Source organism: Weissella bombi, from assembly GCF_900094835.1.
Taxonomy (GTDB): Bacteria; Bacillota; Bacilli; order Lactobacillales; family Lactobacillaceae; genus Weissella; species Weissella bombi.
The window spans coordinates 52,744-70,752 of the sequence record NZ_FMAO01000007.1 but is presented as its reverse complement, the minus strand read 5'-3'; the positions used below and the strand labels follow the sequence as shown (position 1 = coordinate 70,752).

General features: G+C 35.5%; 19 protein-coding genes and 1 other RNA gene. 19 read left to right on the top strand and 1 reads right to left on the bottom strand.

Annotated features, from left to right (window positions below; translation table 11 throughout):
• The first annotated feature begins 9 nt into the window (after positions 1–9).
• The 12 genes from GA0061074_RS05905 (at position 10) to GA0061074_RS05860 (ending at position 8,082) form a co-directional block, all read left to right on the top strand.
• On the top strand, positions 10–1,344 hold the full coding sequence (locus GA0061074_RS05905; protein ID WP_092462814.1) for a C1 family peptidase: 1,335 nt from the start codon (positions 10–12) through the stop codon (positions 1,342–1,344).
• A 103-nt stretch (positions 1,345–1,447) separates the two neighbouring features.
• Entirely contained in the window at positions 1,448–2,008 is a 561-nt protein-coding gene (locus GA0061074_RS05900; protein ID WP_092462812.1) for a hypothetical protein, read from the top strand.
• 117 nt (positions 2,009–2,125) lie between these two features.
• A complete protein-coding gene (locus GA0061074_RS05895) occupies positions 2,126–2,920 on the top strand; it encodes a TraX family protein (RefSeq protein ID WP_092462810.1) in 795 nt (264 codons plus the stop codon).
• A gap of 260 nt (positions 2,921–3,180) precedes the next feature.
• Positions 3,181–3,303: a hypothetical protein gene (locus tag GA0061074_RS09310; RefSeq protein ID WP_275668788.1), complete on the top strand. Its 123-nt coding sequence runs from the start codon at positions 3,181–3,183 to the stop codon at positions 3,301–3,303.
• 34 nt (positions 3,304–3,337) lie between these two features.
• The gene (locus GA0061074_RS09305; protein WP_092462808.1) at positions 3,338–3,472 is read left to right on the top strand and encodes a hypothetical protein; all 135 of its coding nucleotides are present in this window, start codon (positions 3,338–3,340) and stop codon (positions 3,470–3,472) included.
• A 43-nt stretch (positions 3,473–3,515) separates the two neighbouring features.
• Entirely contained in the window at positions 3,516–4,070 is a 555-nt protein-coding gene (gene amaP / locus GA0061074_RS05885) for an alkaline shock response membrane anchor protein AmaP (RefSeq protein ID WP_092462806.1), read from the top strand.
• Between the two features lie 17 nt (positions 4,071–4,087).
• Complete coding sequence (locus GA0061074_RS05880) at positions 4,088–4,288, top strand: DUF2273 domain-containing protein (RefSeq protein WP_092462804.1); 201 nt, start codon at positions 4,088–4,090, stop codon at positions 4,286–4,288.
• Positions 4,289–4,318: 30 nt separating this feature from the next.
• The gene (locus tag GA0061074_RS05875) at positions 4,319–4,828 is read left to right on the top strand and encodes an Asp23/Gls24 family envelope stress response protein (protein ID WP_092462802.1); all 510 of its coding nucleotides are present in this window, start codon (positions 4,319–4,321) and stop codon (positions 4,826–4,828) included.
• Between the two features lie 161 nt (positions 4,829–4,989).
• Positions 4,990–5,160 carry a hypothetical protein gene (locus GA0061074_RS09105; protein ID WP_159426658.1) on the top strand — a complete coding sequence of 57 codons (171 nt, stop codon included), beginning with the start codon at positions 4,990–4,992 and terminating at the stop codon, positions 5,158–5,160.
• A gap of 155 nt (positions 5,161–5,315) precedes the next feature.
• Positions 5,316–5,807: a hypothetical protein gene (locus tag GA0061074_RS05870; RefSeq protein ID WP_092462800.1), complete on the top strand. Its 492-nt coding sequence runs from the start codon at positions 5,316–5,318 to the stop codon at positions 5,805–5,807.
• A gap of 1,291 nt (positions 5,808–7,098) precedes the next feature.
• Positions 7,099–7,500 carry an ArpU family phage packaging/lysis transcriptional regulator gene (locus GA0061074_RS05865; protein WP_092462798.1) on the top strand — a complete coding sequence of 134 codons (402 nt, stop codon included), beginning with the start codon at positions 7,099–7,101 and terminating at the stop codon, positions 7,498–7,500.
• A 162-nt stretch (positions 7,501–7,662) separates the two neighbouring features.
• Complete coding sequence (locus GA0061074_RS05860; protein WP_092462796.1) at positions 7,663–8,082, top strand: sigma-70 RNA polymerase sigma factor region 4 domain-containing protein; 420 nt, start codon at positions 7,663–7,665, stop codon at positions 8,080–8,082.
• Between the two features lie 380 nt (positions 8,083–8,462).
• On the opposite strand, the gene ssrA is transcribed toward GA0061074_RS05860, so the two are convergent.
• Positions 8,463–8,827, bottom strand: a transfer-messenger RNA (tmRNA) gene (gene ssrA / locus GA0061074_RS05855).
• 198 nt (positions 8,828–9,025) lie between these two features.
• Between ssrA and GA0061074_RS05850 the strand changes: the two genes are divergently transcribed.
• The 7 genes from GA0061074_RS05850 (at position 9,026) to GA0061074_RS05815 (ending at position 17,935) form a co-directional block, all read left to right on the top strand.
• Positions 9,026–10,012: a GMP reductase gene (locus tag GA0061074_RS05850; protein WP_092462794.1), complete on the top strand. Its 987-nt coding sequence runs from the start codon at positions 9,026–9,028 to the stop codon at positions 10,010–10,012.
• 117 nt (positions 10,013–10,129) lie between these two features.
• Positions 10,130–11,182, top strand: coding sequence for a mechanosensitive ion channel family protein (locus tag GA0061074_RS05845; RefSeq protein WP_092462792.1), 1,053 nt, complete (start codon positions 10,130–10,132; stop codon positions 11,180–11,182).
• A gap of 158 nt (positions 11,183–11,340) precedes the next feature.
• On the top strand, positions 11,341–12,699 hold the full coding sequence (locus GA0061074_RS05840; protein WP_092462789.1) for a cytosine permease: 1,359 nt from the start codon (positions 11,341–11,343) through the stop codon (positions 12,697–12,699).
• Between the two features lie 38 nt (positions 12,700–12,737).
• Positions 12,738–14,819, top strand: a complete 2,082-nt coding sequence (locus GA0061074_RS05835; RefSeq protein WP_092462787.1) for a DNA topoisomerase — start codon at positions 12,738–12,740, stop codon at positions 14,817–14,819.
• Between the two features lie 26 nt (positions 14,820–14,845).
• A complete protein-coding gene (gene codA / locus GA0061074_RS05830; RefSeq protein ID WP_092462785.1) occupies positions 14,846–16,093 on the top strand; it encodes a cytosine deaminase in 1,248 nt (415 codons plus the stop codon).
• A gap of 193 nt (positions 16,094–16,286) precedes the next feature.
• Positions 16,287–17,015, top strand: a complete 729-nt coding sequence (locus tag GA0061074_RS05820) for a response regulator transcription factor (protein ID WP_092462782.1) — start codon at positions 16,287–16,289, stop codon at positions 17,013–17,015.
• A gap of 47 nt (positions 17,016–17,062) precedes the next feature.
• On the top strand, positions 17,063–17,935 hold the full coding sequence (locus GA0061074_RS05815; protein WP_159426657.1) for a sensor histidine kinase: 873 nt from the start codon (positions 17,063–17,065) through the stop codon (positions 17,933–17,935).
• Positions 17,936–18,009: the final 74 nt, after the last annotated feature.

Below are 18,009 nucleotides of genomic sequence, written 5' to 3'. Positions count from 1 at the left end.
GGTTAGAAAATGAGTGAAATTACCCAAGAACAATTAGCAGCATTTAAAAAGTCTGTTGATGAACAACCAAAAGCAGCCGTTTTACGTGGTGCAGTAACAACTAATGGTATTCTAAAGTCAGCCCGTGACAATCAACGTGCGGGTGAGTTGACACCTACTTTTAGTATTGATCTGGAAAGCTCACCAGTTGCTAATCAATTACAGTCAGGTCGTTGCTGGATGTTTGCAGCATTGAATACAATGCGTCATGACATGAAGGCAGTTCACGGTTTGCCTGGTGATTTTGAATTATCACAAAGTTACACATTTTTCTGGGACAAGTTTGAAAAAGCAAATTATTTCTACAATAATATTGTTGCAACTGCAGATAAAGCAACAACTGATCGTGAAGTAAGCTTTCTTTTGGCAACACCACAACAGGATGGTGGTCAATGGGATATGATCGTTGCAATCATTGAGAAGTATGGGGTTGTGCCACAATCAGCATTCCCTGAGTCACAAGCATCATCACATTCAGCTGAATTTAACCGTTTGTTTAATAGTAAGCTACGTAAGGATGCGATTGCTTTGCGTAAATTAGTTAATGGCGGTGCTTCAGAAGCAGACGTTGATGCTAAGATTGAAGCATTGAATAAAGAAAACTATCACATGCTATCACTAACGTTTGGTGAACCACCACTATCATTTGATTTTTCATTCCGTGATAAAGATGGTGAATTCCACCGTGAGCAAAACATGACACCACAAGATTTCTTTAAGAAGTATATTGGTTGGGATTTGAGTGAATATATCTCAATTATCAATGCGCCAACTGAAGATAAGCCATACAACCAAACATATGGTGTTAAGATGTTGGGTTCAGTTGTTGGTGGTCGTGATGTTAAGCACTTGAACCTTGATTTGGCAACGTTTAAGGAATTGGCAATTAAGCAACTTTCAGCTGGCGAGAACGTTTGGTTTGGAGTCGATATGGGTCCTAAGCTAGACCGTACTGCTGGTTTGATGGATACTAAGTTGTACGATGAAGACAGCTTGTTTGATATTGACTTTAGCTTAACAAAGGCAGAACGCTTAGATTATGGTGATTCATTAATGACTCACGCAATGGTTTTGACTGGTGTTGACTTGGTGGATGGTCAACCAACTAAGTGGAAGGTTGAAAATTCTTGGGGTGACAAGAATGGTCACAAGGGATACTTCACTATGTCTGATGAATGGTTTGATGAATTCACATACCAAGTGGTTATTAAGAAAGAATATTTGCCAGAAGAATTACGTAATGTTTACGAAAATGCAACACCTAAAGAATTAGCACCTTGGGATCCAATGGGTGCCTTAGCTTAATAAGGCTGTTAGGTTACTGATTATTAAAAAGAGCTACTAATGTAAAAATTAGTGGCTCTTTTGGTTTATAATGAAAAACGAAATAATATTGAATGAGGATTATATGTTAAAAGAACAATTATCAGAAAAGCTGCAATTATTAAACGAAACACGTCATAACTATGAATTAGATGAATTATTGCAACCTGTTTTAGTGCAGGGGATGCATCGTGGTTTTCAAGCAGCATACTTATATATTATCGGAATTTCTTCTGGTGTAGATCCTTCTGCACAGCCAGCTCATTGGGTTGATCAAGTTGAGCAGATTGCTAATGATCAATTTGTACCATTCGTGGCGGAGGTTGATAAGAAAAATACCAGTTTAGGTAAAGAAGTCATCAGTATGTTATCTGAGGAATCACACGCTGTGGTCGCACATCAAGACAATGTTTTACAGTATGAAAATCTGATTATGCCATATTTCAATGGTTGGTTTTTAGGATATTATCATGCATTGTTGATTATGTTATCAAAGAGTGATGAAGCTGCGAATAATCAGGAAGATATGCAGAAGAATGCATCAGATCAGGCTATGCAAGCAGTGACAATAGAACGCCAGAGCTTTCAAAAGCAACCTGTCTACCAGGATAGTGTGTGCCGCGATATCTTAAAAATTTTGCAGTAAGCTATTATATAAACAGTATTTATTTTCAAATTTCATCTAACTTTATTTGACCTAGTTATATGCCGTATAGTATTATATAGTTTCAAATAGGTTGAAAGAAATTTGAGGTAAAATAAAATGACACAAATTAAGAAAAGCGGATTATCAGGGTTTGCTTTGAAAATAATTGGTATTATTTTCATGGTGGTTGATCATATTAATATATATTTAGGTGATGTTTTAAATTTGCCTTTATGGGTGTCGTTATTAGGACGCTTTGTTGCCCCGTTGTTTATGTTTTTTATTATCGAGGGGTTCTATTATACGCATAGTCGAAAAAAATATTTTTGGCGTTTATTTATTGGTGGAATATTAATGTATGGTATTAATATTGTACGTAATGTTGTAACGTTTAACACGTTGAATCCTTATACGAAACAATTTGATGTCTTTTATCTCTTACAGGGTCAGAATATTTTTATGACACTAGCACTCGTATTACTATGGATTTGGATATTAGATACGATGTTTGTTAAACGCCTAAACTTTTCGAAGTATTTTATGTTAATTATGGCTTTAATCGTGATAACACCATTTATCATTATTAGCGAAGGTGGACCGTACGAATTAGTAATGGGATTAATTTTTTATCTATTCCGTGGTAATTTTAAAAGAATTAGTATCGGCGTGACCGTATTTTCACTACTTTTGTTTGCGCATGCTTTGATGAGTTACTTTGGACAAGTTGAAGTTGGAACCCTATATCAAACATTGACCTTCGATGATGAATATATGATGATTACAGTGTTGCCATTTATTTACCTATATAATGGTCAGCGTGGTGGTAATGGTCAAAAGTGGCAGAAAAATCTATTTTACTATTTCTATCCCATTCATTTGATTATTATATATTTTTTGAGTGCTATATTTTAAAATAATTTGATAAACAGAAATGCTTGTTTACTAGTATGAAAATACTGGTATACCAGCATTTTTTTATTTAGTGGCGTTTAAACAACATGAATTCAATGCTTTTAAATTAAAAAATCAATATATAAGTCCACAGTAAAACGTATTAATTATTATTTTTTGAGCAAATTAATTGATAATCGTATTTTTACGTGATAACATGGCCTTGTAATCAGGGGTGAAGTGATTGTCATTATTTGTTTTATATAGATTGAGGAGAACTTATGAAAAGAAAAGATGGCAAGCTTGGCTTGTTGGAGAAAATTTCTCTAATTATGACAGTATTACAGTTACTGTCACGTTTGTATGGCGTGATTAAACAGTACCGTAATCGTAGACGTTTTTAGTAGTTTTATAGGAATATAAGGAATGGGGGATTATATGATTGGTAAGATATTTAAAGCAATTTTATCTTTGATGTTAATTGTTAGTGGTGTTACTATTTTAGGAACAATTTTTACAGCAAAAGGAATTGATGTAGCTGGCGATAAGTTAGAGGAAAAGTTACACGGTTAATAATCTTATGTAAGCAAACATAAATTAAGTCTAGAGGCGTGATATGCAAAAAAGTAAAAGAAGTATTCTGATTATTTTTGCTCTTGGATATTTGCTCGGAATTAGTTTGCTGATTTGGCCTAATCTCTATACAGAGTCAGTGAGATTACTAGAAGAAATTGGACTATACGTTACTTTGTCAGCTAAGACGTTTATTTACTATTATGGTCTTGTTTTGTTAGTCATTACAGCACTTGTATTGATTGTCGTATTATTTTGGCCAAAACAATTAAAAGATGTGCCATTGCAAAATAATAAAGGTGGACGTCTAGCGCTAAGTAATTATGGTATCAGTCAGTTTATTAAACTAAAACTTTCCGGTGAAGATTTATCAAATATCAAAATTAAGGTAAAAAATACAAAGCGACAACATAAGTTTTATATTGTTGCTGATGCGGCATACAAGCAAGCAACAGTTAAAGAACTACCACGTATTTCAGATGAATTACGTGAGAGTATTGAAGAATTGCTTGCTGGTGAAGGAAAGCAACCAGTTAAAGTTGATATTAAAGTAAATCAAAAATCAAATTCAAAGCGCAAAACAGCGCGAGTTATTTAATAAGGAAGGTGAATTAAATGTGGGACAGGAAATCAATATATGTATTGATTAGTGGTCTTATCGGTTTCGTTCTATCAACTTTGTTTGTGACTGTTGGTTTTTGGAAAACGATATTAATCGTAATCATTACTTTATTAGCGGCTGGCATTGGTGCTTTGCTTGGCAGATATAATATAGATTTGTCAGTTGTTACCAAGATATTTACAAGAAAAAATTAAGGACATTTATAATTAAGAGGGGTATTCAAAATGGCTATTGAAAAGAAAAATGAAGCAGCAGTTACAACAAAAGGTGAACTAACATTTGACGACAAGGTTGTTCAAAAGATTGTTGGTAATTCAATCGAAAAAGTACCTGGTTTGCTAGGCGTTGATGGTGGCTTTGTCACTAACATTAAGAACAAGATTGTTAACAGTGATAACCCAACTGATGGTATCGATGTTGAAGTTGGTAAGGAACAAGTTGCTGTTGATTTAAGCATTATTATGGCATATGGCCACAACGCTCATGATGTTTATGATGCTTTGGTTAAGGCAATTAGTAAGCAAGTTAAGGATACGACAAGCTTGGAATTGGTTGAGTTAAATGTCGAAGTTGTGGACATTCAAACTTCAAAGGAATTTGAGAGTTCACAAACAACGTTGCAAGATCGTGTAACTGATGCAGGTAGTGTTGTTAAGGAAAAGACAGCTAGCGGTGTTGAAAGCGTAAAGTCTTCAACTGCAAACATGACATCTGATGATGAGCGTGTAAAGTAACTAGTTAGCATTATGAATGTTTGAAAATAAAGCTCGTGAATCTGGCAGTTGTGCTGGATTCACGAGCTTTTTGTATTGGGAAATTAAGAATTGATTTTTGTAAAATTGTCATGGTAATATGTTAGAAATTTATTGATATTTACGTATAGGGAGCTTATAAAATGTGGCTTAGTTTATTTATTGTTTTAATTATTATCGTAGTATTAGTATTGTTGTCATTTCCATACAAAGACGGTTATCAAAGGGCGTATACGGAACTGACTAATGCAGGGATGGGTAAAAAGAAAGCTAAAATTGTTTCAACAATTTTAGCCTTCATATATATTTTTTAAACGAGTAATGAACGTGAGGAAAAATAATGGATTATGCACATTGTAAATTAAAAAAATTAGTTGTGGTAGTATTAAGTTTGTTTGCTTTTAGTATATTTGCAACACCATTAGCAAGCGCATCTGATACTTTGTAAGAGGATCAAGAAATACAGCAAATGACAGATCAAAAAGTTTTAAGTAAACAAGACCAGTATTTTTATGAATTAATAAAACAACAAGTATCAACAGTTAGCGATGGCAATGATACTATTGCTAGTATTACAGACTATCAAGTTGATCAAGCTTTAAAACAAGCTTATGGATATACTGACGATCAATTGGCTAATATGGATGAAGAAAGTTCTAGTGAAAATTTACTTAGAAAAGCTGGTTCTACGAGAATTGTATTTCATGGTGCTAAGAAAAAAGGTAATTTTGATCTTTATTTATCAGCAAGCATGCTAAATAAAATAAAAAAAGCAGGAATTGGCGTAGGAGTTTCTTTAATAGCTGGTGTGACAGGAGCTTTTCCGGGGGTTGGCCGGGCTATATCATGGGCAATCAAGCAAGCTATTGCTAAAATGGTTGTTAATGGTGGTTCAAAATTTAAAGCAGGTAGAATTTATTATTCACGTAAATTTAGGACAGCTGGGTGGCGTTACCAATAATAAATTGTTAATATGATGGTATTTAATAATTGTTTTATATATTATAAAACGGTTTTTGATTGAACTATTTTTTAGAGTAGTTGTTGGAAATTTTTAGATGATAAAATAAAACATATATTGATTTACCCTAATACAGAATGTGAGTAAGTTTATGTGGCTTAGTTTATTAATTATTTTAATTGTTATTCTTTTAATCATTGGCGCATTGGTAATATTATATCTTGATGGTTATTTCAGCGTTTACAAAGAATTAATCAATACAGGATTAAGTAATAAAAAGTCTAAAATAATTGCACTAATTGTTGCTTTTTTTCTTTTATTGTTTTTCTATTTGCTATAAATTCACTTTAGTGAAGTGGCTTTTAATATAGTTACATAGTTGGTATATTATAAACATTTCATAGTCATTATAGTGGAAACGAGCAATTAAATTTTTCACTGTCGAATTTTCGACAGTGAGATTTAACGCCCTAAGTTGAATATAGGGCGTTGTAAACTTGTCAAAACTTGTATTTTGGACAGCTGCAAATGTGAGCATTTAAATGACTTTCGACAGAAGTGTTGAACCTAATAAAACTTAACATGAAATAGATAACACTAACATTAATTTGTTAGTGCTTTTTTTGTTCATTAGTTAATGAATATTTAAGGGTGGCGGAGAAGTCGGCAGACCTCAATTTATTGATCGTTCATGTTCTGATTTGAGTGGGACATAGCCAGTTGGTTATGAAAGATAAATAATCATATTTGCCAATTGATTAAATTTAGAGCAGTAAACGAATTTATAAACAAATTAGATGTTTTGATGATTTAGGCAGATTATTTTGTATCGTTTTAGGTAAGTAAATGTCAGTATTAAACGTTGTACTAAATGCTAACATTTGCTAACATTTTTTAGTCTAAAAAGATGGTAAATGATGTTGTAGAAATGTTGACATTAAAAGGAGGTTGATCGCTGTTTGAAAAGGTTATAAAGCTATGATTTAATAAGGAAAAACGCTGCAACGCGTTGCCCTAAAACGCAACATAAAAATTGCGTACAAAATCAAAAAAGTACGCACACAAAAAAGTAAAAAAGGTTGCACCCAAAAAAGCTAAAAGGTTGCACCCTCAAAGGCGAGCTAATTACTGTTGTTTAAGCTTTTTGATAGACATTAGATGTTGTCATTTGTTGACCTAGAATGCTAGTAAATGCTAGAGCAAGATGCTAAGAAATGCTAAGGTAAAATGCTAGTAAATGCTAGTATTAATTGTTGGAAAATGTTGGACTAATTATAGGGGGATAAATTGAATGTTATCCATACTTGATACAGGTAAAGACTTAGACGAGAAAGCTACAATTAGGAATGTTCGAGAGTTCTTTAATAGAGAATTACCAATTATTAAAGCAAGAGCGCACCAAGCCTACATAGATATTCAAAACTATGATTTTAAAAACATCCCCAATGATGAGAAGTTAAGCAACTATATGCAGGCTTGCCAACGGTTAGATGAGATAGTTAAAGCAGTAATTGCAATACCAACTAAAAACAGGCAATTTATTGATTACCGCTATATGAAGTATAAGCAGTGGTTAGAAATCGAAGAGTTGAGTGGTTATAGCAGAAAAAGAGGTCAAGAACTATTAAATGAAGCATTCTTATACTTTGCTAATGGTTTTACAGATACATACGATTTTAGAGTTTGGTACTGATTGCCTAACAATATGAATAACAAGAGTGGTTGTAACCACGCTGGTTACTTACAAAAGACCACCACTTACAACAGTAGGCAAACCTACACTTGTTCCCAGATGTGGTCATGGACTAAGAAACAGCTTTAATACTATACGTCGTATATTGTGTAGGGGGGTGTTATGAAAAGAGCAAACAAATTAATTCAAGATTATTTTAGCGGGTGGTTGGAAGCAGATATTAAATGTACCAAGTTAGAAATGGCATATTTACATAGTGATGATGATACTAAGCTAAAAGAATACGAGGAACAAAAAGCGATACTAGATGAATTGTTAGCAGATTTAACGCCCGTCCAACTTAAAGCAATAACCATGCACGATAAAGAAAGAAAACCGTGGCAAGCAATCAGTGAGGAACTAGGTGTTAAACGTCTTGTGCTACAAAAAATGAAGTCACGCCTAATACAGAAGTTACAAACACGCTATAAATTTATAGCACCTTGTGAGACGTCATATATTTACCTGTATGGCGTTTTTGTGCGTTTTGGGGTAATTCGTCGAGTAGCATTAGAAACAAGCTACTTTTTTAAAGGTAATTGAACAGTGTGTTTAATAAAAGTATCTGTTGATCTAAGTTGTCCACTTTTGGACAATACTACAAATTACTACATGAGCTAAGGCAATGTTTTGAGTTTCTCGATAAGTTGGGAAAGGGTACTGCAAGTTACAGACCCCTTTTTGTATTCCGCCACTTTTGGCGGAGAATTTGTTAAAAACTATGTTGTTTTCGCAACTTGTGGCGAAATTAAAGGCGCTATGATATCACTTTATACAGTAAAATATACAACTGTGAAAATGGGTACACTTGTTATTAGATCCATATAGCTTCATCCCCCAAAAAAGTGCAAAATAAAACGCCGTCCGATAACGAACAGCGATAGATTTATGCGGTAGGTAGTTCCGTGATTTGGTAAACCTTACTATGGAGCCGAGGGGAGTTGAACCCCTGTCCTAACATCTTGCAACCGACACATCTACGTTCATAGCAAAACGATTTGGATTTCGCTAATCGCACGCTGCTTTGCTAAGCGATCGAGTTAGCTAGTCTGATTATCCTCTTCTAAACTACCCCAGACGGAGGTAGTTTAGCGCAGGTTGTTAATTTTTAGACTTATAGCAGCACACAACTAATACAGCTATAAGCAACGCCAGCTGTTTTTTAGGCAGCTAATGCGTAATTATTGTTTGAATTTTTTGCAGTTAATTCTACTGAGTGGATTATAGGGCCACAACCCCTAAACGCAGTACCGGCCCAAACAATGCCAGTCGATTCCGTAACGACCCCGTTACATAACTAATTAATTATATCAAATATTGGATAGCGAAACAAACGAAATGTTTTAATGCTGCTTTCTAATAATATTCGTTTTTAAACTCTATATAAGGTTGTTTATTATATTTAGTTCGTGTATAATTTGTTATTGGTGGTTGAAATTAAATTAAAACAATAAAAAACGAACATTTATTCTAGGAGTTTATTAATATGGAAATTACAACTGTTTTTGATTATGAAGATATTCAATTGATCCCCAATAAATGTATTATTGATAGTCGCTCAGAAGCGGATACTTCGGTAACACTAGGTAATCATACATTTAAGATACCTGTAGTGCCTGCAAATATGCAGACAGTCATTGATGATGAATTGGCAATGACTTTGGCAAAAAATGGTTATTTTTATGTCATGCATCGTTTTAATCCAGAAACACGTTTAGATTTTGTGAAAACATTTCATGAAGCAGGTCAGATTGCGTCAATTTCTGTTGGGGTTAAACAGGAAGAATATGATTTTATCGATCAATTAAAGGCAGCAGATTTAACTCCAGAGTACATTACAATTGATATTGCGCATGGACATGCTGATTCAGTTATTGAAATGATTCGTTATATTAAGAAGACTTTGCCAGAAACTTTTGTGATCGCTGGTAATGTTGCAACGCCAGAAGCAGTCCGTGATTTGGAAAACGCAGGTGCTGATGCTATTAAGGTAGGTGTAGGACCTGGAAAAGCCTGCATTACTAAGTTAAAGACCGGTTTTGGAACTGGTGGCTGGCAATTAGCAGCATTACGTTTATGCGCAAAGGCTGCTAAGAAACCGATTATTGCAGATGGTGGTATTCGCTACAATGGGGATATTGCTAAGTCAGTTCGATTTGGGGCAACAATGGTTATGATTGGTTCATTATTTGCTGGTCATGCTGAAACACCAGGGGATATTGTTGAAATAGATGGTGCTAAGTATAAGACTTACTTTGGTTCAGCTTCTCAATTCCAAAAGGGTGAATACAAAAACGTTGAGGGTAAAAAGTTGTTAGTACCATATCGTGGTGCTATCAAGGATACATTAGTAGAAATGGAACAAGATTTACAATCATCTATTTCATATGCTGGTGGTCGCCGACTAGTAGATCTACGTTATGTTGATTATGTCATTGTTAAAAACTCAATTGTGAACGGTGATTCATATTAAGTTTATTAAGCATCAGCTAAGGCTGGTGCTTTTTATTCATTAAAGTCAGAATAAGGGATGCATGCTATTGTAAAATTAGGTATGATGATACTGAATGAATGATGGAGGGAGTTTAACATGAATATTTTGCAAAAGTGGTTGATCGATAATTTTGATTGGCAAGCTATTGGACTCGCTTTATTAATTATAATTGTGACAATTATTGTGACAAAAGGTCTCGTTAGTCCAGTATTTTCACAAATTGAAAAAAGAATACCTCAAAAATTTTCAATTTGGCGAGATATATTAAAGGCATTTGAACGTCCTGCAAAAATTGCGCTTTTATTTGCGGGATTAAATTGGGGTTTGCATGTTGCTCATGCTCCACGAATAATTTTGCATTATGCAAATGATATTAATAAATCAGTTCTAATATTTAGCGTTGGTTATGGTATCTATTCTTTGATGGCTTCATTAGCTGATTTACTACGTCATTTCGGTGCAAAAGTGCATATTGAAGTCGATTCAATTGTAATGCCATTTTTAAAACGGACATTGCAATTTATTGTTATGGCTTTGACAGTAACCATGATCCTATCTGATTGGGGTATTAATGTTAACGGTGTTTTCGCAGGACTAGGGTTAGCAGGATTGGCTGTTTCGATGGCAGCTCAAGACCCAATTAAAAATTTGCTAGGTGGTATTATTATTATTACTGAGAAACCATTTCAAATTGGTGATAATATTGAGTCACCTTCAGTGGCTGGTATTGCTGAAGACATTACGTTCCGTTCAACATTAATCCGAACTTTAGACGGAGCACTGGTAATTGTGCCTAATGCAACATTATCGAATGAACCGATTACGAATTGGTCACGAGTCGTTACTAGAAAGATTGGGTTGACCTTCTATTTATCTTTAGATACACCAACTAAAGATATAATTGCAGCTTCAGAAGATACGATGGAAAAGTTAGCGCAAAATGATCACTTTGTTGAAGATTCGGCTGCAGCATCTATTAGTCAGGTATTACCTGAGGGATATGAGTTTGACGTTAGTGTCATGTTAAAAATGTCATCTGATACTAATTTTGCAAATGAGCGGGCTGATGTGAATATGACCGTTATGCGTGTGTTGGCTAATCATGAAATTCAATTAGCTGTCACAACGCAACCAATTGTGAAATCATAATTGACTTAATTTTTAGAAACGGGTATAGTTTTATACAATATAATATTGCTTTTTTAATTGTCAGACGAGAGCTGACCAAGGAGCGCGTAAAAAGAGATAAGTATACCTAATCGCGCCATGGCTATGGCGCGATTTTTTTATCTAATAAGGAGAAAATAATGGCAAAAGAGTTTGGTAAAGTTCAAGCTATTGGTAAAGATTACCGTACAATGTCAAATTGGGATATGTTTGCCACATGGATTGGGGCCAATGCAAATAATGGAACGTGGTATATCGGTGGTGTTATTGCAGCCGCAGGTATGTACACAGCTTCAACGACGTTAATTGCAACGGGTATTATTTCATACATATTTTTAGCATTAGCTTCATATATGGGATATAAAACTGGACTACCAATGATGACCTTAACACGGGCTTCATTTGGATTGAAAGGTTCATTTGGACCTTCGGTAATCAATTTAGTGCAGTTTATTGGTTGGGCAGCAGCTAATACTTTTATTGCAGCTATTTCCATTTCGGTTATCTTTAAAGATTTGTTTAATTGGACGGCTTACGCTGATGGTGGGAAAGTCGGCTTGGTCATTGGAATTATTATTATGTCGCTATTGCATTTAGCGTCAATTTCTCTCGGCGAGAAGTCAGTCCGTATGATTGAGCGTGTGGGAATTATTTTAGTTATAATTTTTGTTATTTGGGAAGCAATTGTTGTTTTCCAAAATGTTTCATTAGACCAAATTTTTCAATGGCAACCACCTAAGTCAGTTCGTATTTCATCAGGAGCAGCCGTTGATATTTTGGCAGCCTTTAATTTGGCATGGGTAACGGCGTCATCAGACTTTTCACGTTTTGCAAAGAAGAAGTCAGGAGGAACTGTTTGGTCATTCTTAGGTGCTAATGTTGGTTTGTTCGGTTTTGCTTTTATTGGATTGTTAGCAACAATTGGTACAGCAGTAATGAATCAAGCATTTGATCCTAATGATTCAGATCCATCGACGATTGCTTCTAAGTTGGGACTAGGGATTATTGCACTATTGGTTATTATTATTACATCAACAACGGCGAATGCTGTTAATCTAATGGCCGCTGGTTCTGCATTAACAAATATGTGGCACAAATTGAAACTAACGCCGGCATTGTGGATTGTAACTTTAATTGCAACGCTTGTATCATTCATTCCACTGTTATTTGCAACATTCTTAGATGCCTTTACAGTATTCTTAGATTACATTGGTATGTTCTTAGGACCAGAAATAGCAGTATTCTTGGTTGATTATTTCATTATTCGCAAGGGTCAGTATGAAATTAGTGAAGTAACTAAGGTTTCGGGTAAGTATTGGTACCATGGTGGTGTAAACTGGATTGCTGTTGCATCATGGGCAATTGGGATTGTCCTATACTTCAGTCTAAAAACAGTATCATGGATTAGTGATACCGTTGGTGTAACTTTTGTGACGATGATTCTTGCAGGAGTAATCTATTATATTTTGACAAAGGTATTTAGCAAATATGCAAAATAGTTAAAATTTTTCGTACAATATATTTGAGGATAATAAAGATGAAATATTTAATTGTGACGGAAAAACCATCTGCTGCCAAGAACTTTGTTAAGGCATTAGGTGGTCAAACGGGAAATTTTGCTGGCAATGATTACCGAATTGTTAATCTGCATGGTCATATGATGGGGTTTAAAGAACCTGAAGAAATGGTTAGTTCAGACAAGCAAACTGCATACAAATCATGGACTTTAAAGTATCTGCCTTGGCAACTTGATGATATGAGTTGGCAGAGAACTTATTTAAAACAACGTCAGCCACGGACAGGCCGTTTAAAATCAACTAAGACTGAATTAACGGTTTTGCAACAAGAGAGTAAGCAAAATTATGATGCAATAGTTATAGCAACTGATACTGATCCGTCTGGTGAGGGTGATTTATTGGCTTGGGAAGTTATTGATGCAATTCACTGGCATGGGACAGTGTTACGCGCTAATTTCGTAGATGAAGCGCCTAATAGCATTCAAAGAGCAATGCAAAGCTTAACAGATGTGTCAGACAAGTGGCAACACGGTGCATATTTAAAGGGAGAAACGCGTAGTCGATGGGATTTTGCTTCAATGCAGTTAACCCGAATTGCAACAACATCCGCTAAAAAAGCGGGGTATAAAGTTGTAGCACGTGAAGGAAGGTTAAAGTCTGTTATTGTGTGGAAGATATACGAACAGATGCAGGCAATTAAAAATTATGTAAAAAAGCCCTATTATGAAGTTTGTTTTACTGACCCAGCTAAGCATGTTTATAGGCGTCAAGCCCCAAAAGACGGCACAGTTGATTGGCAATATTCAGATATAGCACAGGCTGAAAAAGAACTACAGGGATATGAAACTGCAGAGGTTATAAATGAGCGCCATCAAACGCGACGACAAGCGCCGGATAAATTACTTGATTTGGCTGGCTTGGCAGCAATCTTAGCGCCAAAGGGTTATGACAGTAAGGAAGTTTTACGTACTTATCAAAAAATGTATGAAGCACAGATTGTGTCATATCCTAGAACGGACGATAAAACGGTGACGCCAGAGCAATTTGCTGAACTACTCCCTAAAGTGGATCAGATTGCCGATTTAGTTGGTGTTGATAAACAATTATTAACACATCGTCAGCCTCGGCCTACACATGTAAAGGCTGCTGGATCGCACGGTGCTAATCGACCAGGATTGCAGGTTCCTGCTAATTTAGATGCATTAGCTAAATATGGACCAAGCGCAGCGGCAATTTATGAAATATTAGCCAAGAACTATTTGGCAATGCTGGCAGAAGATTACATTTATGATCATGTAACAGCGCAATTGAAACAATATCCAACTTTTAAAACGGCTTTTAATTTGCCAATTGCGTTGAATTACAAGCTTGTGTATGATGCAAAAAAAGCTTTGCAAGTCGATGAAGATGATGCGAAAGTTCAGAAGAGTCAGGTCGGCCCACAAGCGACACCATTTATTTATGAGGGTGCTAATAAAAAACCAGCTTATCCGACGACAAAGTGGTTAATGGCTTTTTTGGAAAAACATAATGTTGGTACTGGGGCAACGCGTGTTTCCACGCTTTCAGAGATGAGTCAGGGTACTAAAGCAATGATGCATGAGAAAAAAGGTCGTTTGACGTTAACGGAAACGGGAAATGTTTCGGCAGTGATGGTATTTGATACATGGATTGCTTCGCCAAAAATTACGAAACGTTTATTTGAAATTATGGATGAAGTTGGTGAATTTAAAATGCCGATGAGACAAGCATTACATTCTGTGACGCAAGTGGTTGAGCATGATATGCCAATTATGGTTGCAAACGCACTAAAATTAGAAGCAGCGCTGGGTAAACCAAAAGTTAAAAAGACGGCTAATAAAAAGACGAAATCATCTGAAAAAGTAAGTGGTACGTTTAATAATCAAACGATTCAGTTTTCTAAAACATGGAGTGATCATACATTTACTGATGAAGAAATACAGATACTGTTAGCCGGTGGTGAAGTAAGCTTTTCATCAAAAACTAAGCGAGGTAAGCAATACACAGCTACGGGTAAGCTAGCAAAGCAGACATACAAGGGTCATTCATATTACGGATTTAAGTTAAATCCTAAATCATAGTAAAAGAATTAAAGGGGATAGAGATAATGTTAATCAAACAGGTTGTGATTGAGAATGCAGAAACGAAACAAGATGTGCGCATAGTTGATGGTAAATTTTCTGAAATTTCGGCGCATCTAGAGGCGCATGAAAATGAGCAGGTCATTGAAGCAGAGGGTAAGTTGATGATACCGCCATTTGTCGATCCGCATGTACATTTGGATTCTACGATGACGGCTGGTGAGCCTGAATGGAATGAAAGTGGTACGCTATTTGATGGTATCCGGATTTGGGGTGAGCGTAAGCAAACTTTGTCACATGAGGATGTTAAGCAACGGGCAATCAAAGCATTAAAAATTCAAGCTGCGCACGGATTACAATTTGTGCGTTCGCACGTTGATGTAACTGATCCCAATTTAGTAGCCTTGAAAGCATTGCTAGAAGTTCGTGAGGAAGTAAAGCCATGGATGACGCTTCAACTAGTTGCTTTTCCTCAAGACGGTATTTTATCATTTCCACATGGTAAAGAATTGATGACAAAAGCTGCTGAAATGGGAGTTGATGCTATTGGCGCAATTCCACATTTTGAATTTACACGTGAATATTCCGTTGAATCTTTGCATTTTGCATTTGATTTGGCACAGAAATATAATTTGTTGATTGATGCTCACACTGATGAAATTGATGATCCCGCTTCACGTGGATTGGAAACTTTGGCAATGTTGGCATTGGAAACGGGATTAAAAGAACGCGTAACTGCATCACATACGACGGCAATGGGATCATATAATGACGCATATGTTTCTAAGTTAACGAGACTATTAAAGTTGGCCGATATTAATTTTGTTTCTAATCCTTTGATTAACATGTACTTGGGTGGTCGTTTTGATACGTATCCTAAGCGTCGTGGTTTAACGCGTGTTAAAGAATTAGATCAAGAAGGTTTGAATGTTGCTTTTGGCGAAGACGATATTAAAGATCCTTGGTATCCTATGGGTAATGGCAACATGATGGACGTTTTGCACACAGGGCTTCATGCTACGCAAATGATGGGTTATACGGAAATTATGAACTCATACCGTTTTATTACTCGTCACGGAGCGCGTGCTTTACAAGTTGAAAATCAATACGGTATTGAAGTGGGAAAGCCAGCTAATTTCTTAATTTTCAATGCTGACAATTGGTATAATACGTTGAATGAACGTGCCGAATTACTTTATTCTGTTCACGAAGGAAAAGTTTTGGTAAAGACACAACCAGCAGAAGTACAAGTGAATTTGCCAGAAATAGATTAATGCATTTTGAAAATAAAAAGAGGTTGAAACAATTTATTTTGTCGCAACCTCTTTTTGTTTTCAATAAATATTATTTGGTGTTGCATCGCTGGGATAGTCCAATAAAAAAATTTGTGGTACATCGTTGTATAATAATTTGTGAAGAATTTAAAAAAATAAAACAAATAATAATAATCAGATGTCAGGAGATACTATGAATTTATTAATGATAGAGGATAATACAGCCGTATCAGAAATGATGGGGATGTTTTATAAAAAAGAACAATGGAACGTTGTTAATGCTTACGATGGTGAGGAAGCATTAAAGTTGTTTGATGATAATAAGCAATCTTGGGATGTGATTGTTTTAGATTTAAATTTACCTAAAGTAGACGGAATGCAAGTGGCACTTAAAATAAGAGAGACTTCGGAAACAGTGCCGCTAATCATGTTGACTGCACGTGATTCAGATTCTGACCAAGTATTGGGGTTTGAAGTGGGGGCAGATGATTATGTAACTAAGCCATTTAGTCCAATAACATTGATTGCACGTATTAAGGCATTACATCGTCGTGCATCGATGCAAGCGAATAACCAAGATGATAACGTTGCTGATGATTTTGATGTAAAAACACGAACATTTAAATTGAATTCACGTACACGTGAAGCATACTTAAATGATGTGTTAATTCCAGATTTAACACCAAAAGAGTTTGATTTGTTACGTGTCTTGTCTCAAAAACCACGCCAGGTATTTTCACGTGATCAACTATTACAATTAGTTTGGGATTATGAATATTTTGGTGATGAAAGAACTGTTGATGCACACGTTAAGAAGTTACGTCAAAAAATTGAAAAGGTAGGACCACAAGTTATTCAAACAGTATGGGGTGTTGGGTATAAATTTGATGATTCTATTTTGCCAGAAAATCCAATGAAATAAGTGAAGGACAATGAGTAAGCATGAAAAATAGATGGCTTGAGATAATAATGATGATTTTGAGCACACTTCTTTTCTTATTAGTTGTTTGGGCATTGTTGGAACACGTTAATTTGTTCTTTTTAGTGTTGTTAGTTCTTGTAATATGCTTGGAAATTACGATGATAACTTTGGTTGAAAAGCAAAGAAAAGCGGTAGTGCAGCAGAATGATGAAATTGCCTCTCTAAAAAAGCAATTGGCTGATGAACGAGAAGAAGAAGCAACTATGTTGGCCAATGTTTCACATGAGATGAGGACGCCTTTGACGACAATTACAGGTCTCGCAGAAGGCTTACAATATGGTGTTATGGACGGTAATGAGAAACGTTCATATGATCTAATCAAAGAGGAAGCGGATCGTCTAACGCGATTAGTAAAATCAGTCCTTTCTTTTGAACGTATGCGTCAAGGGACGGTTGGTAATCAACCGGAAGAATTTAATATTACATTGTTAATCAGTGAATTAACGGAAAAATTATGGCCACAAGCTAATAGTGTTGGAGATGAAATTCAAAATCGCTGTGAAACAGATGTTTTGGTGTACGCTGAGCTTGATCAAGTAGAAAGAATTTTGATTAACATTTTAGCAAATGCCATTCAATTTACTAAAAATGGTATCATCACAATTTCCGCTAAAGAAGTTGCTGGTGAAGCACATATTTCAATCGCTGACACGGGTATTGGGATGACAACTGAGCAAATAGATAAAATGTGGCACCGCTACTACAAAGCGGATCCCTCGCGAACCGTCAAGGGAGAGTCAGGCCTCGGGATGTCAATCGTACGTGAGTTGGTCAAAGCTAATAATGGCAGTATTAATGTGACATCTAAAGTGGGAGTTGGTACAACGTTTGAAGTGATATTACCGCAAAAGGCTAAATAAGTTACAGGTTTCATTTGTTATGAAAACGGTTTATTTATGTACAATTAGAAACAATTGGATATGCTAAAATACAG

Excerpts from the sequence above, each read along its gene's own strand:
- GA0061074_RS05905 (WP_092462814.1), top strand. The coding sequence starts at position 10 with ATGAGTGAAATTACCCAAGAACAATTAGCAGCATTTAAAAAGTCTGTT.
- GA0061074_RS05900 (WP_092462812.1), top strand. The coding sequence starts at position 1,448 with ATGTTAAAAGAACAATTATCAGAAAAGCTGCAATTATTAAACGAAACA.
- GA0061074_RS05895 (WP_092462810.1), top strand. The coding sequence starts at position 2,126 with ATGACACAAATTAAGAAAAGCGGATTATCAGGGTTTGCTTTGAAAATA.
- GA0061074_RS09310 (WP_275668788.1), top strand. The coding sequence starts at position 3,181 with ATGAAAAGAAAAGATGGCAAGCTTGGCTTGTTGGAGAAAATTTCTCTA.
- GA0061074_RS09305 (WP_092462808.1), top strand. The coding sequence starts at position 3,338 with ATGATTGGTAAGATATTTAAAGCAATTTTATCTTTGATGTTAATTGTT.
- amaP (WP_092462806.1), top strand. The coding sequence starts at position 3,516 with ATGCAAAAAAGTAAAAGAAGTATTCTGATTATTTTTGCTCTTGGATAT.
- GA0061074_RS05880 (WP_092462804.1), top strand. The coding sequence starts at position 4,088 with ATGTGGGACAGGAAATCAATATATGTATTGATTAGTGGTCTTATCGGT.
- GA0061074_RS05875 (WP_092462802.1), top strand. The coding sequence starts at position 4,319 with ATGGCTATTGAAAAGAAAAATGAAGCAGCAGTTACAACAAAAGGTGAA.
- GA0061074_RS09105 (WP_159426658.1), top strand. The coding sequence starts at position 4,990 with ATGTGGCTTAGTTTATTTATTGTTTTAATTATTATCGTAGTATTAGTA.
- GA0061074_RS05870 (WP_092462800.1), top strand. The coding sequence starts at position 5,316 with ATGACAGATCAAAAAGTTTTAAGTAAACAAGACCAGTATTTTTATGAA.
- GA0061074_RS05865 (WP_092462798.1), top strand. The coding sequence starts at position 7,099 with ATGTTATCCATACTTGATACAGGTAAAGACTTAGACGAGAAAGCTACA.
- GA0061074_RS05860 (WP_092462796.1), top strand. The coding sequence starts at position 7,663 with ATGAAAAGAGCAAACAAATTAATTCAAGATTATTTTAGCGGGTGGTTG.
- GA0061074_RS05850 (WP_092462794.1), top strand. The coding sequence starts at position 9,026 with ATGGAAATTACAACTGTTTTTGATTATGAAGATATTCAATTGATCCCC.
- GA0061074_RS05845 (WP_092462792.1), top strand. The coding sequence starts at position 10,130 with ATGAATATTTTGCAAAAGTGGTTGATCGATAATTTTGATTGGCAAGCT.
- GA0061074_RS05840 (WP_092462789.1), top strand. The coding sequence starts at position 11,341 with ATGGCAAAAGAGTTTGGTAAAGTTCAAGCTATTGGTAAAGATTACCGT.
- GA0061074_RS05835 (WP_092462787.1), top strand. The coding sequence starts at position 12,738 with ATGAAATATTTAATTGTGACGGAAAAACCATCTGCTGCCAAGAACTTT.
- codA (WP_092462785.1), top strand. The coding sequence starts at position 14,846 with ATGTTAATCAAACAGGTTGTGATTGAGAATGCAGAAACGAAACAAGAT.
- GA0061074_RS05820 (WP_092462782.1), top strand. The coding sequence starts at position 16,287 with ATGAATTTATTAATGATAGAGGATAATACAGCCGTATCAGAAATGATG.
- GA0061074_RS05815 (WP_159426657.1), top strand. The coding sequence starts at position 17,063 with ATGATGATTTTGAGCACACTTCTTTTCTTATTAGTTGTTTGGGCATTG.